Origin of the sequence: Methylobacterium oryzisoli (genome assembly GCF_046557895.1) — a bacterium.
Taxonomy (GTDB): domain Bacteria; phylum Pseudomonadota; class Alphaproteobacteria; order Rhizobiales; family Beijerinckiaceae; genus Methylobacterium; species Methylobacterium oryzisoli.
Window position 1 is genome coordinate 80,999 of sequence record NZ_JBKIBX010000021.1, and the last position, 15,440, is coordinate 96,438.

Genomic DNA, 15,440 nt, shown 5'->3' on the forward strand with positions numbered 1-15,440 from the left:
AGAACAGGCCTGCCATGACGCGCCTTCGACGCTCGCCGCGCGCCCACACATCAGCGTTCCTCAGCCAGAGCGATACCTTGATTGGGTTCTGTCCCTGGGTTGTTCTGCCTTCATCTCCATCCCCGGCGGGGGCACGCCGCCTACGTCTCGATGACGGGTTGAATAGCGATGACGCCGTGAGCGTGGAAGAACATCGGGCCCGACGGGCGCCCACCTTCGACTCTTATCAGGCCGGTTTTGTTCATAGCCATGTGCAGGCCCGTGATCGTTCGACCGTCAGATAACCAGAATTCCAGCAAGTGATATTTGAACTCTTTCTCCAGCATCGAGAGAGCGGAATTGAATTCGTCGACATCCATGACAAATGCACTCCTCTTAGTCGAGCATCTGCCGAAGTTCAGGGCCGATGCTCGCGAGTTGCCCCCCATCGAGACGGCTCGGCTGAGATCCAAGCCGTCGCGAATCCGCCGCGCGGTGCAGGACGGCAGCCGCATTCGCCTTGACCGAGCACGGCGCGGGCTAAGCCCCAGCGAGTGGCAGCGCTATTCTTCTGTACACGCCCGGAACCGATCCTTGTCGCTGGCGATGGCCTCCAGCAGGCCAGTGCGCCAACGATGATCGGAGGAACGCCATGCCGAACCGCGGTTATGCCTTGCGCAGGGGACGCCAGGGCTGGGACGTGTACGCCGAACACACCGGCAAGCCGGTCCAGCTGAACGGACGTGCGCAGATCGGGCTCTCACGTGCGCTGGCTGTCCAGCTCGCCGCGTCGCTGAGCATGCTCGCGCCGACCGGCTCTGCCGCCACCGAGCTGCCAGCCACGGAGCGCGGCACGATCCACTAGCCCCCCGGCCGCTCCGGACGCGGCGAACCTGCACATCCCGCCCTGGGCCCCCGCGCAGCGCGTGCCATCTGGATCAGCTCACGCGCCGAGAGGGCGTGACTGGTCTCGGTGGCTGCGTCTCGCACGGCATACGATGCCTCAACCTGGTCGTCCTCGTGCAACCTAAGAGGGTTCCAGCGAACGAACTTCGCCCGCAGCGCAGGAGTTAGAACCATCATGCGACTGGCCTTCAGGTGCGGTTCCTGAGCCCACAATCGTATCGTGAGCTTCAATGTACGCCGACGCACCAAGAATATGGCACACCTGTTGCCATTCTGCGTGCATCGTCTGTGGGCATTTCCTTCATCAAATACGGAACGAGTGCGAATGTGGCCCCTCTGTTTGCCCAACCGTACTGATTCGAGGAGCCGGAAGCCACGTTAGCACGCGTTATCTTTCTGCCAAGTTGCGTGAGAGCGAAAAGCGAAGTTCGCATTGGCAGCGCTGACTCGGGGAGCGGAACACTGCGGCGCAGCACGCCTTGTTGCAATGCAAGGCCGCGGCGAGGTCGCGGTCCTACTGTGCTGCTTGGGCGATTGCTCCCCAGACTTGGCAGCTGGCTAGGGCGGCCCCTTGTTCGATCGGGAACAAGGCCGCCGACGTGGTGAATCGCGGCAATAGTCTGGTGCAGCCAGCGCGGAGCCTCCACCGCACCGGGCGCCACCCCGGTGCCTCCGGCGCAGCATCATGTCACCCCATCGATCCGATGCCGCACGGGACCCCAGCCCCCCGGTCGCGATTGCCGTCTCAGCGAGCCGGCAGTCGGAGAAGGTCGAGATGGACAGGAAGACCCCAGCTGAGCGGGGCTTGCTCGGGCGCCCGCACGTCCGGATCGATGGCCTTGCCAAGGTCACGGGCGGAATCGTCTACGCGTCCGATACGCGAGAGGGGGTGGTCGCCCATGCGGCTCTGGTCACCAGCACGGTGGCACGAGGCCGGATCACCGGGTTCGATCGGTCGGATACCGAAGCGGTGCCGGGACTTCTCGGGATCTTCACGCATCGCGAGCTTGCCGACGCCGTCGCCCCGGTGCCCCACCTGATGGCGGGCGGCTACGTCAACAGCTCGCACCGTCCGCTCGCATCCGACCGCATTGCCTATGCGGGTCAGGTCGTGGCGCTCGTCGTCGGCCGAACGCAGGAGGCGGCGGCCCGGGCGGCCGCATTGCTGCGGGTCAGCTACGAATCGGAGCCCGCCGCCGGGACCTTCGACGATCCGGGCGCTGAGGTCGTGCGGTTCGCCGACCTGACGTCGCACCACGAGGATATCGCCAAGGGCGATCCCGATTCCGCTTGGCGGACCGCCGCGGCGCGCGTCGCGGCGCGCTACGAGACGCCCGTCCAGCACCACAATCCGATCGAGTTGTTCACCACCCGCTGCGCCTGGGACGGGGACAGGCTCACCGTGCACGAGCCGGCCCGGTCCATCGGGGCCGTGCAGCACGGTCTCGCCGCGCAGCTCGGCATCGCTCCGGACCGCATCCGGGTGATTTCCGGCCCGATCGGGGGGCACTTCGGATCGAAGTTCGGACTCTCCCAGCATACCGCGCTCGTCGCGCTCGCAGCCAAGCGCCTTGGCTGTGCGGTCTCGCTGGTGCCCACGCGGCGCCAATGTTTCACCATCGCGAACTACCGCCCGGAATCTCGTCACGACATCCGCCTCGCCGCCGACCGCAACGGGCGCTTCACGGCACTGGTGCACGAGGCTGACGTGATCACCTCGCGCTTCGATCCCTTCGCGATGGAGGGGACCGACGTGACCGCGAGCCTCTACGCCTGCCCGGCCGTTCGCACCGAGGAGCGGGCGGTCCGGGTCGACCGCAACACGCCGGGACCGATGCGGGCGCCCCCGGAGGTGCCCTACCTCTTCGCCCTGGAAAGCGCCGTCGACGAGATGGCCTGGGAGCTCGGGCTGGATCCGATCGCCTTGCGCCGCCGCAACGACACCGCGACCGATCCGATCACCGGCAAGCCCTTCTCGACGCGACCGCTGATGGCCTGCTTCGATGCGGCGGCCTCGGCCTTCGGTTGGGAGCGCCGGCTGCCGCGAGGCGAGAGGCTGCGCGACGGGCCGTGGCAGATCGGTCTCGGCTGTGCGTCCTCCGTGCGGCCGGTGAAGATTGCCGCGGCAACGATGCGGCTGCGGCTCTTCCCCGATGGCTCCGCGGAGGTCGCCGCGGCCCATCACGAGATCGGCAACGGCATCACCACGCTCCTCGCGATGGGCGTCGCCGACCGGCTCGGCGTGCCGGTGGAGCGGGTGCGGGTGCGGCTCGGCGACACCGCCCTGCCGCCAGCCGGCATTTCGGGCGGGTCGAGCACCACGACGAGCCTGATGACCACGCTGATGCTCGCCTGCGATCACCTGCGGGCGCATCTGGCGCGGGCGGCCACGGCACCCGGACGGCCCCTGGAGGGCTGCGACGCGGGGAGCCTCGTCCTCGCGGATGGCGCCTTGGCGGAACCGGACGGCCGCCGGCTGTCGCTTGGTGCAGCCGCCGGCCTCGAAGATCCTGAGGGCATCGAGGTGGTGGCGGAGTTCGTACCGCCAGGGTCGAAGCCCAGGGCGCTGGAGGATCTGCGCTCGGGCCATATCGGCCTGACCACGGGGGGTGACGCGCTGTCTTGGGCCTTCGGCGCGCAGTTCGCCGAGGTGCATGTTCATGCCGAGACGGGTGAGATCCGCGTACCGCGCCTGACCGGCGCCTTCGCGGCGGGCCGGATCCTGAACCCGCTCACCGCCAGGAGCCAGCTCGTCGGCGGCATGATCTGGGGGCTCGGCTCGGCCCTGCTGGAAGAGACGGTCCTCGATGGCGCCACCTACCGCAATCCGGACTTGGCCGAATATCTCGTGCCGACGTCGGCGGATGTCGGCGTGGTCGAGGCCCTGCTGCTGCCGGACCCGGATCCGAGCGTGAATCCCCTCGGCGTGAAAGGCCTGGGCGAGCTTGGCATCATCGGCGTCAATGCGGCGATCGCGAACGCGGTGCACCACGCCACCGGCCACCGCATCCGCCGTCTGCCGATCCGGATCGAGGATCTGGCTCAACACTGAAATCGCCTCTGATCGGTAGGCTGAAGCGTTTTCCGAGGAAGCGGGTACCGTTCCATTGCAGAGAATGCGATCAAATCGATGATCACGAGCAAGATCCGACGCCAACGTGATCGGATTTTTGTCTATCGCCTCATTAAGCCGACGAAGATCCTGATCGATCACACCAGGCATGATCGGCATGACACAATCAGATAACAATCATAATTTGAATTTTCGCAAAAGCATGATCAGTCTATCGTGAAAGATTGCAATCGTGGTCCTGAAGTTCTCCCCCGTTGGCGCCGCCCCTCAGTCGATCGCTGACATAACCGTCCAGAATGATGAAGCCTGAGCCGTCCTTCCCGAAATCGGCAGCCAGTACTGCAAGCGAATGATGCCCCATCTCGGAAGTCGGGACATCGCCGAGAATGCCCAGAAGCCGAAAGGGGTCCGGCTCGATCGTGTCTTGCTCGATCGTGTCTTGGACTAGAATCCGTCTTGCGCGAAATCGATGCCCCGCCAACCGCAAAGGCAACAAGGACCATTCTTCACCGATCTGAGATTTGATGGATTCTATGCGTTCCCGTACACTCGACTGCACACAATCCATGTGGACGTGCAATTGCCCCTGCGAGCGTCGATATTGTGAGTTCACGGTCAGAATGACGTCATGGCTCGTCAGCCGCCGTCCAAGGCTGTCGGCAAGAAACTCGCGATGACGCCAAGCGATAGCAAAATAGTTTGGACCCCCAGCGGCTTGCAAGAGCGGGCTCTCGATCCCCGAGATCCGGCTTGTCGGGATGAGGAGGTGCTGAGCCCTGCCGATGCGATCTTTGAGGATCACCCATCCTCGCCTAGGGTCGTCATCAATGGTGACTTTTCGACAAGGGTCAGGTTTGTGCTCCGACAGCCAGCGAGGAACACACTGGCCGTGCACGATACTCCAAAGCTTCGTGCCAGCGCCGAAAAGCTGACCGAGGGATCCACTGTACAATGCACAGGCAATCAGCAAGCAACACAAAGCGATGAGGCTTACCAAGATCGAGACATGCCGTCGGCGTTCGTGCTGCATCCGACTACGCGAGGCTCTGCTTTCGGACCATGAGTCTCTGTCTGCCGATCATGTCCGGTGAAGAGGGAACGGGCGGCGCGGCGCGCATGCGGCGATGTCGGGAGCGAGGCTGGAGGGCGCCGGTCACGGGGTGGCTGCGGATCGCAACGGTGTCGAGTGCGGCTGAGGCACCGTCTGCGATGGGCGGGAGAGTCCGACCGCCAGGAAGCGGTCGAGCATGGCGTTGACCTGCTCGGCGACCTCGATGGTGCAGAAATGGCCCGCGAGCATGGTCTTGGCGACCACGAGCTGGGGGCAGAGCGCCTGGAGGCGGCCGAGATCGCGCGCCGCGGTGACGAGCGGCACGTCGGCCGAGATGTAGGCCATCGGGATCCGGCAGGTGCGCGCCGCCGGCTCGGGGTCGTGGTTCAGAACGAAGTTGCGCAGGGTCGAGGAGGCCACGTGCTGTGGCGTCCGCTCACAGGGCGGCAGGATGAAGCGCTCGAAGATCGCCCGACGCCGGTCCGGATGGTCGTAGTCGCAGCCGATGTCCCAGGCGTTGGCGCGCGACACCGCCGCGTAGTCGGGGCCGCCGATGCCTTCCAGCAGATGCTGCACGTCCGGGCTCTCGCGCATCGCCGCGGGCGGCAGCACGATCGTGTCGATCATCACGAGGCCGGCGGCGAGGTCCGGGTAACGCCCGCAGAGTTCGAGCGCCACCGCGCCGCCCATGCTGTGGCCGATCACCACCGGCTTCTCCAGCCCAAGCGCCTCGCACTGCCACGCCACGTCGGCGGCGAAGCCGGCCGGCGTGTATTCCTGCTCGGGCGCCTCGCTCGCGCCGTGGCCGCGCAGGTCGACCGCGACCACGCGGTGCCGTCGCGAGAGATGCGCGATCTGCGGCGTGAAGATCCGGTGGTCGCCGGTCCAGCCGCCGATGAGGACGAGCGGCGGGCCGGACGGGTCGGCGGGCCCGGCCTCGGCGTGGGCGAGGCGCACGCCGTTGCGCGTCAGGAACCGCACGGGAGGGGTACGTTCGTCGGACATGGAATCATCGTCCTCACTGAGCGGGATCGAGGGGCGGCGCGCTGGCCGCGGGGACGCGGCCGGAAGCCCGCCGTTCGCGGCGGTCGATGCTGCGATAGGCGGCGATCGCCGCCGCGCAGGAGACGCCCGTGACGACCGCCAACGAGCGAGCGGAATGGCCGTCGAAGAAGCCCGAGACGAGGGCGCTCGACGCGGCCGCAGCGGCCATCTGCACGAACAGCACGACGGCGCTGACCGACCCGGCTATCTCTCGGTGCGGCTGCATCGCCCGGTTCACGGCGTTGGGCGAGATCAGGCCGAAGGCCAGCGCGATCCCGATCATGGCGAGCACGACCGGGAGGGTTGAGGGCGGGCCGAGCGACGCCCCGGCGAGCAGGAAGGCGGGCGCCGTCGCGAGGGCGAGACCCGACGCGATCACCCGGTCGGACGAGACGCCCCGGGCGGCGAGCCATCCGTTGAGGAGCGCGCCGGCCATCACCGCGAGGGAACTGGCTCCGAAGATCAGGCCGTACTGCGCTGGGCTCACCCCGATCGCGTCGATCAGCACCAGCGACGAGCCGGTGATGTAGGCGAAGACCATGCCGAAGGCCGCCGCGTTGCACAGCACGTAGCCGCGGCAGACCGGGTGGCGGAGAATGGCGAGGTAGCGCCGCGCGACGGCACCCGGTGTGAGGCGACCGTCGACGCGCCGGGTGGGCTCCGGCACGACCGGCAGCACGGCGAGGACGCCGAACCCGGCCGCGAGCGGCACCGCGTGGACGAGGCGCCAGCCGCCCGCCGCGAGCAGCACCGCGCCGACCGAGGGGGCGACCATCGGGACGACGTTCACGGCGAAGACCACGAAGGACATCCGCGCCCGCATGGCCTCGCCCTCGAAGAAGTCGCGCACGAGCGTGAGGGCGATCAGGCCCGGTCCCGCCGCCCCGGCTCCCTGGAGGGTCCGGAACAGCAGCAGTTGCGGCAGCGTCCCTGCGAGGAGGCAGCCGAGGCTCGCCGCCCCCATGAGCGCGCCGCCGAACAGCATCACGGGCTTGCGGCCGAGGCGGTCCGCCACCGGCCCGTAGACCGGCAGCGCCGCGCCGAGGCCGAGGAGGTAGGCGCTCATGGCGAGGCCGGCCTGACCGGAGGGCGCGCCGAGGGCCTCGCCGGTCGCTCGCAGAGTCGGCAGGATCAGGTCGATCCCGAAGGTCGGCAGCGAGGCCAGCACGCCCAGCAGCAGCGTGAAGGCTCCCGACTCGGGCCGCAGAGACGTGCCCCGCGGCCGGGCTCGCGTGTCGGTGGGCATCGGGCTCGCCCCCCTAGGCCGCGGGCCGCTGCGGGCGGGTCCGCGCGGCCTGCCGGCCCGAGAGCATGGTCTCGATCTCCCGCACGAGCGGCGAGGTGCGGATGTCGGTGCGGATGGCGGCGCCGAGGCGCCGGGCCGCCGCCCTGAAGCCGGGTTCCGTCAGGAGTCGGGTCACCGCTGCGGCGATCTCGGGCTCCGGCGCGTCGGGCGGCAGGCGAAGGCCCGCGCCCTTCGCCACGACCCGCGCGGCGTTGTCGCCCTGGTCGCGCCCGTTCGGCAGGACGAGGAGCGGCAGGCCGTGGACGAGGGCCCGGCTGACGGTGCCGTGGCCGCCCTGGGTGACGACGATTGCGACCTCCTTCATGACGGCGTCGTGGGGCGCGCTGTGCAGCAGGCGCACGTTCTCGGGTGCCTGCAGCGCCTCGACGGCGACGTTCGGCCCGGCGGTCGCGACGGCGTCGATCTCCAGCGTGCCGACCGCACCCATGACCCGCTGCATCAGGCCGGTCTGCTCCTGCGCCCCGGTGCTGCAGGCGATCAGCGCGCGCGGGCGCCGCGAATCCGCCGGCCAGGGCGAGCGCCAGGGCCGCGACCAGCCCGGCTCGTCGAGGAGAGGCCCGACATAGGCCATGTTGTCCGGGAGCCCATCGGCCTCGAAGTCGAAGGCCCGGCTGATCGCCAGCAGGACGCGATCGGCCCGGTCGAACAGGTCCATGACCTCGGCCAGGTCGGGCAGGCCGAGCCGCCCGCGCAGCCGGTTCAGGTCCGGCAGGAACCCGTTCAGCAGGGCCGCGAACTGCGCGGCGGCCGCCTCGGCCTCCTGCCGCTCCTGCAGGGTCGCCGGCTGGGCCAGGCCGCTCGAGGCCGGCGGCAGGCCCGGGAGCGGGCGCAGGCTGATGTGCGGCGACAGCAGGGCGACAGGCAGGCCGGCGCGCTCCGCGGCGAGGCCGACGCCGATCAGCATGTCGATGCAGATCAGCGCGTCGGTCGGTTGCCGGGCGATCTCCTCCAGGACATCGGCCGCGTAGGCCGGAGCGGGGCCGAAGACGGCGCGCTGCAACCACTCCACGGGGTTCGAGAAGTCGGACGGGTCCGCGTCGCGCCCGACCGGCGCGCGGCGCCAGGGAGCGAAGGGGAAGCCCGCCGCCTCAACCTCGGGGCGCATGGCCGGATCGGCCATCACGCGGATGCCGTGGCCGCGGCGCCGCAACAGGCGCCCGGCGGTGAGAAGGGGACTGAGATTGCCCGAAGTGCCGAAGGAGGCGAGGAGCAGGTCGTGGGACATGGCGCATCCATGGGTCGACGTCCGGCGCGCCGCCGACAGGTGTTCCCTCGTCGGAGCGTGCCTGGGACCGGGGAGCCGAGTGCGGAGGCCGATCCGCCTCATGCATGCCGCGAGGCTCAAGGACCCCGGTTGCAGGGCTGTGTCGGCACCGGCGCGGACTGTTTCAGCCGTAAGACGGGCGTCGCACCCGGCACGGCGCGGTCCCGCGATCTCGCCGCGCACGAGGGCGAGCCGCGGGCGGCGCGTCGCCCGTCCTGCCCCGGACCGCACGGGCAACCCACCCGGCTCTCTCGTGGAGCGCCGCTCGGATTGAATGATCCGCACGGACATAACGCTGAGCCTGGCGAGCATTTGCCCGCTGCCCATGTCGGATTAGCGTCTTCCAGACGTTTCTGAACCCGCGATGAGGGTCATCCGGCGCCGTTCATCAAGATCTACGGCGATATCAAGCTCACTTTCGAATATTCAATATTAATTGAAATACAATGCTGAGCTATATAATCGTTTCAGCCATAGTCTTTCGCGTCGAATGTACATGCAGGAGCCCATCGATGATCTCTTGTCCTGGAAAATTCTCTCCATTGATCTCGGCTATGGCACTGCTGGCTTCAATCGCTGTGACGAACGCCGATGCGGCGGAGGCAAAGATGGTCGAGGTTGAGAAGCGCGAAAGCGCATACCCGTTCTCCGAAACCGTCCAGAGATTGCGGACGGCGTTGGAGAGCAAAGGCATCACGATCTTCGCCGTGATCGATCAGCGGGAGGCTGCGCGCTCGGTGGGGCTGGATATGCCGCCGACGACGTTGCTCGTCTACGGCAATCCCAAGGGCGGTACGCCTTTGATGATCGCAGCGCCGGATTTCGGCATCGAACTCCCGCTCAAGGTGCTGGTGCGCGAGGACGCATCAGGGAAAGTCCTCGTCGTCTACAAACCGGCGCGCGCGCTCGACGGCCAGCACGGGCTTCCGGCCGGGCAGGCGGAGAAACTTGCGGGCGCCGAGGCGCTCATCGCCACCGCGATCGGCGCTCACACCCAGAACTGATCCGTTCGCTGGATGCAACGCTCACGATGGGTCGGCCGAAGGACATCGAACCATGAACCGGATGCGCCGAGGAGCAGAGCAGGACCTGCTCTCCAGGGGATTGTCGCGCCGTAAGATGCTGGTCGGTGCGGCGGGATTGGCAGGAACAACCGTCGCCCAGAACGTCGCGGCCGACAGCCTCGCCGACGTGCCGGCCCGCGGACCCGGCGCCTCTCTCTCCGCCACCAGCGCGCGCTCGGGATTCGTCCACTTGGAGCGGCAGCCGGAATCGACGCCGGGCCTGCGCCACGTCGATCCGAGCGAGGCGATCAACTCGAAGACCCCGCTCGATCGGCTCGTCGGGACGATCACGCCCGCAGATCTTCACTACGAGCGCAGCCATGCCGGGGTACCTGACATCGATCCCGGCAAACATCGGCTCCTTGTTCATGGCATGGTGACGAAGGAACTCGTCTTCACCATGGACGAGATCCTCGCCATGCCGTCGCTGTCGCGCATCGCCTTCCTGGAGTGCACCGGCAACGGCTGGGAGAATTGGAAGAAAGCTCCCCCTGATGTGACCGTTCAGAATACCCATGGTCTCATCAGCACGAACGAATGGACCGGCGTTCCGCTGTCCTTCATCATCGATCTCGTCGGCGTGGACAGACGGTCGACTTGGATGCTGGCTGAGGGTGGCGACGGATCTGCCGTCGCGCGCAGCATCCCGCTGACCGACGAGATCATCGCTGAAGGCATGCTGGCCTACGGCCAGAATGGCGAGCCGTTGAGGCCTGCGCACGGCTATCCCCTGCGCCTTTTCCTTCCCGGCTTCGAGGGCAACCTCAACATCAAGTGGCTGCGCCGGCTGAAATTCGGCGACAGGCCGTGGATGACGCGCTGGGAGACGGCGCGCTACACGCAGCTCCAGGCCGACGGAACGGCTCGGCAGTTCCAACTGAAACAGGGCGTCAACTCGGTCATCACCAAACCTTCCGGCATGATGCAGATCCGGCCGGGCTACAACCGGATCAGTGGTCTTGCCTGGAGCGGCTACGGACGCATCGTCCGCGTCGAGGTCAGCACAGATGGTGCGGCCACCTGGCGCGATGCACATATCGGCCAGCCCGTACTTCCGAAATCCCAAACATCGTTTCAGATGGATTGGGAATGGAATGGACGATCGACGAAAATCGTCAGCAGATCGACCGACGACAAGGGGAATGCGCAGCCGAATCGAGCCGCATTCATCGCTATGACCGGAACGAATGCTCTATTCCACTATAACGCCCAGCAAACCTGGGGGGTATCAGAAGATGGAGCGGTGCGGAATGTCTTATCGTAAAGCCGCTGCGCTCGGGCTCTCGATCGCATCGTTGTTTGGTCCGGCCGCATCGGCCTACGATTTCGGACGGCCCGCGACGCGCGCGGACATAGACCTCTGGAACATCGATGTACGGCCCGACGGTGCCGGCCTTCCCGGCGGAAGCGGAACCGCTGCCCAGGGCCGTCAGGTCTTCCAGGAGAACTGTGCCGCGTGTCATGGCGAGCGCGGGCAGGGCGCGGTTGCGGACCGGCTCGTGGGCGGCGACGGCACCCTGGCCACCGATCAGCCGATCAAGACCGTCGGCAGCTTCTGGCCCTACGCCACGACGCTCTTCGACTACATCCGCCGCGCGATGCCGTATCCAGCACCCCAGTCGCTGAGCAACGACGAAACCTATGCGGTCGTCGCCTACATACTCAGCCTCAACGGCATCGTGCCACCGACTCAGGTCCTTAATCGCTCGAACCTGCCGATGATCCGGATGCCGAACCGCGATGGCTTCGTTCCCGATCAGGAATTTCGCGTCATCCGCAATTCCCGCCAACCGTGATCGGGGCAAGCCATGACCTACGAATCTGCGCATCCCAGCCGACGCATCGCCCTCGGGGTTCTGAGCCAGGCGGCCCTGCTCGCAGGGGCGGGCGCGGCAACGCCGACGTTGGCTGCGCCACCTCCGCGCTCGAGCGACCCGGGCAGGGAGGCGCTCGACGCGCTCACGCGGCACCTTGCCGACGCTCCGCGGCGTCGAACATTCGGCACGGTCCCCCTGGTGGTCACCTCCCGCGACCAGTGGGACCACGAGGCTGCGGAAGCGGTGCTCGCCTACAAGTACCGATCCCTTCAAGTCTGGGAATGCACACAGCTCGCCTCGCCATGGCTCAATCTCATGCGAGAAGCGATGACCGGGCAGGTCTTTGCGCACGACAACCCGGGCTTCCTGGCCGTCGCCGCGGTTCACGGCTCGGCGCACCTCGCCCTGTTCGACCAGGTTGCCTGGGATACGCACAATCTGGCATCGCTTGCCGGCAATGCAGCTTCGAGGAATAGCTATTTTCATCGGAAGCCCGGCACGTCACCAGCCGACTCGCTTCAGAGCATCAACGGCTATTACGGCCCGGAGAACAACAACATCTGCACCCTTCAGGAGCGTGGTGCCGTTTTCGTCGCCTGCCATGACTCGATCCACGCGATCGCCCGCATCGTGCATCAGCGAGACGGAGGATCCGGCCCGTCCGCCGACATGATTGCAGCCGATCTCACCAATCATCTCGTACCGGGCGCCGTGCTCGTTCCCAGCGTCGTCGCGTTCTTGGTCGAGTTGCAGCGCACGGGCTTCACTTACGCCAAGGGCGACTGAGATCCCGGCCTCGACCATGGCGGGCGAGTGCCGCTTCGCGGCCGCCGCGTGATCACGTCCAGGGCGCGGCGCCCTGAGAGCGCCGGCTGAGCCAGCTTGCCAAGCGGCATGATCATCATAAGTCGAGCTCTCGATCTCAAGTCGTTACAGCGTCTGCATTGTCGATGATGCACTCGCATGCTCACAAGATCCGAATTGAGCAGCTTATCGATTAAAGGTACTCATCAAAATTGCGCGCTACCGATCCAAATTCGGCCAATTTGCTTCTCACATTTCTGCGATTGTCAGAGCGTTTGATGTCAATTGATCCCCTCTCGATGCACCACTATCATGTAACGGGTGTAATGAGTACAGACAATTCGGAAATACTTTTGCAATCGCGTTTCTCCATCTTTATCAGCGCACACAAGATGGAGCATGGAATGAAGCTCAAGCATTGCCGTCCTTGTTCGCATGCCGCTGCGCGCATGCCGGATCATTTCAGATGAGCACGGACCGCCTAACGGGCTTTCGTGATTTGAGGCCAGCGCTTCAATCATCGCAGAAAGTCGAGTCCAATTGTCGGAGTCTTCAACTTCACTCGCGCTGCGATTACTTACCTCTACATCGCACTCGCATTCCCGATATGCGTGATTGCGTACTCCTTAGATTGATTCAGATCACATCATCCCACGCGAAAGGAAACTGCAAGATGCTATCATTCAGAGCCAGATCGCTTCCAAGCGGCAAGGGACAGCAGAGAATGGCACGCGCCTCGATGTTCGCTCTCGCTCTGCTCACCGCCGTCAGCTCCGCTGATCCGGTCTTCGCTCGCGGTGACCGTACCATCGACGGGTGGGATGGCGAGGTCCAGGATTTCGGGGGTGCAACGGTCGATCAGGCCGGCCCCGGTCGAATTGCCGATCCCTATACCGGCGACGTTCCGACGGCGTTCGTCCAGGGTCTTCCCCCCGGATTCCGGAGTGATCGGCGCGATCTCGGGAGCCGGGCCGCAACGCCCCTGCACCCTGGACAATGGCCTTCCTGCCCGTGGTGCTGAGCGGCCTTGGCCCGGCATCCGGCAGATCCACGGATCGACGCCGGGCGATGGTGACGATCTCAGGACCGGAACGGGCGTAAGGTGGTGAAGCGGCCGTCGCGTCGCAGCGTGATCGCGAAGGCCACCACGCACCGCCAACCTGTTCACCATGCTGATCCGGCCCGTCTTCCGTCCGCCGTGGCGTTTCAGGCGGTGGCCGCTGGCCGAGCCGCTCTCGATGGAACGGCCGGGCCGGATCGGGTGGCGGGGCGGATCAATCCGATGCGGGAGCGTGGGCCTCCCGGCGGGCGTAGCCGGGACGAACGCCGTACTTGCGCAGGAACGCGCGGCTGAACGCCCCCAATGACTGATAACCTGCCTCGGCCGCGATCGCTTCGAGGGGCGCCGCCCCGGTGCGCAAGCGATGACGGGCCAAGCCGAGCCGCAAGTCGCTCAGAAACTCCAGCGGCGCCACTCCCGCGGCCTTGCGGAAGGCCCGAACGAGCGTGGCCCGGGAGGTGGCCGAGACGTCGGAGAGATCGTCGAGCGTCCAGGTGCGGATCGGATCGCGCACCATGGCGAGGACCGCTTGTGCGGTGACGCGCTGCGCGAGAAGCCGCAACAGCCCGTCGGCCGGCGCCGATCCCTCGAGGTGGATGCGCAGCATCAACATGAACAGCGCGCTCGCGAGATTCTCCGCGATGGCCAAGGCACCGGCCCGCTCGTCGCTCAGCTCCTCACGAATACCGACGAGCAAGGGATGGAAACGCGTGGAGAAGGGTTGCTCGTCGACGCGCAGGACGAGGAGATCCGGCAGGGCGGCGACGATCAGGCTCTGGGGCGCGGCCTCGAAGCGCAGACGGCCGCAGATCAGTTCGACCTCCGGCTCGGCCCCGAGACTGGTCTTGTACCGGAGGAGACCTCGCTGCCGGACGGCGACGGGCAGAACCACCGATGCGCTCGCCTCCAAGTTGCGCAGCGTATGAGCGTCGCCGTTCGGCAGAAGCAGGATGTCTCCCGCCTCGACCTGCAGAGTCTCATCCCCGGGCCGCTGCAGCGTCGCGCGACCGTGCGTGACGATGTGGAAGTAGGCCTGCCCGGCCGGCTCGGATTCGTGCACGGAGGCCCAGGTTCCGCCGAAGCGGCAGACGTCTTCGAGCTGCGGCCGCACACGCAATAGCGGCGCGAGCCCGCTCAAGGCGTCCTCCATCAATACCTTCGTCATGTCATCCTCGGACCAGCGGCGCAGACCTGAGCGCGTTCGCAGTCGTGGAAGTGGCACGGTGCACCAGATCTTCTAGCCGCGAAAGCTGATTGATCCGCTGGGCCACAATCTTGCGTCCAACGGGTATAAAACCGGGATGTCTTGGAGCGTAGATCTATGCGCGCCACACGGCGTGCTCACCATCGCGCCATCGCGTGGGAGCCGGCCGTGAGCGCCACCATCAGCGCCGCGGTCGCTGGTGGGCTCGTCTCAGTCGCAAAGCCAGGTTCTGCGCAGAAGACGCGAAAAACGACGATCGGCATGACGAGGCCGCTGGTCCAATTCCACCGGGTGCCCACAAGAGTCTCATCGACACCTGACGGCGCGCTGAAGGGTTCGGTCCACCTCCATCGCGGCTCATCGACCCTTCATCCTATCGCATCGCAAGGGAGCGTTGCTCCTCGTCCGCGCGCTTCCTGCATGATCAATGTCCAAGCGCGCGCTTCCTTCGATTCTTATCCGAAATGATGATTGGCGGATCCATTCATCTCGCAGCAATTCCGCATTTAATCACGGCAGTAGTCGTAAGTAGAAATACCGGCGGCGCCTGCTCGCCGCCGAATAAGAAATCATTGAAAATATTGTAACACAAAACAACTGTCCGACTCATCTCATTGGCTTGCATTTCGTTCAGCATGAGGGGTGAACCGATGAATAGGCCGGAAACTCTCGCAGGATGTGCTTACAATCCGACGCCACTTCCGATCCGTGTGCTGGTGGTGGACGACGACCCGGCGATGCGCCAGCTGCTGGCCACCTACCTGGGCGAGCACGATGTTCTGGTCGCCACCGCCGCCGGCCGCCAGGAGATGGCCGCCCAGCTGCGCGTCGGCGAGCCCCACCTCGTCATCCTCGACCTGAGGCTCGG

General features: G+C 66.2%; 13 protein-coding genes. 7 read left to right on the forward strand and 6 right to left on the reverse strand.

Going from position 1 to position 15,440, the window contains the following annotated elements:
• Positions 1–140: 140 nt before the first annotated feature.
• The gene (locus ACKUB9_RS19975) at positions 141–359 is read right to left on the reverse strand and encodes a hypothetical protein (RefSeq protein WP_407525963.1); all 219 of its coding nucleotides are present in this window, start codon (positions 357–359) and stop codon (positions 141–143) included.
• Positions 360–631: 272 nt separating this feature from the next.
• Here ACKUB9_RS19975 and ACKUB9_RS19980 point away from each other — a divergent pair, with 272 nt between their 5' ends.
• The gene (locus tag ACKUB9_RS19980; RefSeq protein ID WP_407525966.1) at positions 632–844 is read left to right on the forward strand and encodes a hypothetical protein; all 213 of its coding nucleotides are present in this window, start codon (positions 632–634) and stop codon (positions 842–844) included.
• Positions 845–1,660: 816 nt separating this feature from the next.
• Positions 1,661–3,937: a xanthine dehydrogenase family protein molybdopterin-binding subunit gene (locus tag ACKUB9_RS19985; protein ID WP_407525969.1), complete on the forward strand. Its 2,277-nt coding sequence runs from the start codon at positions 1,661–1,663 to the stop codon at positions 3,935–3,937.
• Between the two features lie 232 nt (positions 3,938–4,169).
• On the opposite strand, the gene ACKUB9_RS19990 is transcribed toward ACKUB9_RS19985, so the two are convergent.
• The 4 genes from ACKUB9_RS19990 to ACKUB9_RS20005 all read right to left on the reverse strand — a co-directional run bounded on the left by ACKUB9_RS19990 (position 4,170) and on the right by ACKUB9_RS20005 (position 8,584).
• Entirely contained in the window at positions 4,170–4,988 is an 819-nt protein-coding gene (locus ACKUB9_RS19990; RefSeq protein WP_407525972.1) for a CDP-diacylglycerol diphosphatase, read from the reverse strand.
• A gap of 123 nt (positions 4,989–5,111) precedes the next feature.
• Positions 5,112–6,014, reverse strand: coding sequence for an alpha/beta fold hydrolase (locus tag ACKUB9_RS19995; protein ID WP_407525975.1), 903 nt, complete (start codon positions 6,012–6,014; stop codon positions 5,112–5,114).
• Positions 6,015–6,027: 13 nt separating this feature from the next.
• Positions 6,028–7,299: a multidrug effflux MFS transporter gene (locus ACKUB9_RS20000; protein ID WP_407525978.1), complete on the reverse strand. Its 1,272-nt coding sequence runs from the start codon at positions 7,297–7,299 to the stop codon at positions 6,028–6,030.
• A 13-nt stretch (positions 7,300–7,312) separates the two neighbouring features.
• Entirely contained in the window at positions 7,313–8,584 is a 1,272-nt protein-coding gene (locus tag ACKUB9_RS20005; protein WP_407525980.1) for a glycosyltransferase, read from the reverse strand.
• Positions 8,585–9,135: 551 nt separating this feature from the next.
• Between ACKUB9_RS20005 and ACKUB9_RS20010 the strand changes: the two genes are divergently transcribed.
• Genes ACKUB9_RS20010 through tetH form a run of 4 tightly spaced genes read left to right on the forward strand, consistent with a single transcriptional unit; the run spans position 9,136 to position 12,290 of the window.
• A complete protein-coding gene (locus ACKUB9_RS20010; protein WP_407525983.1) occupies positions 9,136–9,627 on the forward strand; it encodes a DUF302 domain-containing protein in 492 nt (163 codons plus the stop codon).
• A gap of 52 nt (positions 9,628–9,679) precedes the next feature.
• On the forward strand, positions 9,680–10,951 hold the full coding sequence (gene soxC, locus ACKUB9_RS20015) for a sulfite dehydrogenase (RefSeq protein ID WP_407525986.1): 1,272 nt from the start codon (positions 9,680–9,682) through the stop codon (positions 10,949–10,951).
• A complete protein-coding gene (locus tag ACKUB9_RS20020) occupies positions 10,938–11,483 on the forward strand; it encodes a c-type cytochrome (RefSeq protein WP_407525989.1) in 546 nt (181 codons plus the stop codon). Before soxC ends, ACKUB9_RS20020 begins: the two co-directional genes overlap by 14 nt.
• 12 nt (positions 11,484–11,495) lie before the next feature.
• Positions 11,496–12,290: a thiosulfate dehydrogenase gene (gene tetH, locus ACKUB9_RS20025; RefSeq protein WP_407525992.1), complete on the forward strand. Its 795-nt coding sequence runs from the start codon at positions 11,496–11,498 to the stop codon at positions 12,288–12,290.
• 1,292 nt (positions 12,291–13,582) lie between these two features.
• Here the strand turns inward: tetH and ACKUB9_RS20030 are convergent.
• Complete coding sequence (locus ACKUB9_RS20030) at positions 13,583–14,533, reverse strand: AraC family transcriptional regulator (protein WP_407525994.1); 951 nt, start codon at positions 14,531–14,533, stop codon at positions 13,583–13,585.
• 689 nt (positions 14,534–15,222) lie between these two features.
• Between ACKUB9_RS20030 and ACKUB9_RS20035 the strand changes: the two genes are divergently transcribed.
• A partial coding sequence (locus ACKUB9_RS20035; protein ID WP_407525997.1) for a response regulator occupies positions 15,223–15,440 on the forward strand: 218 nt, incomplete at its 3' end.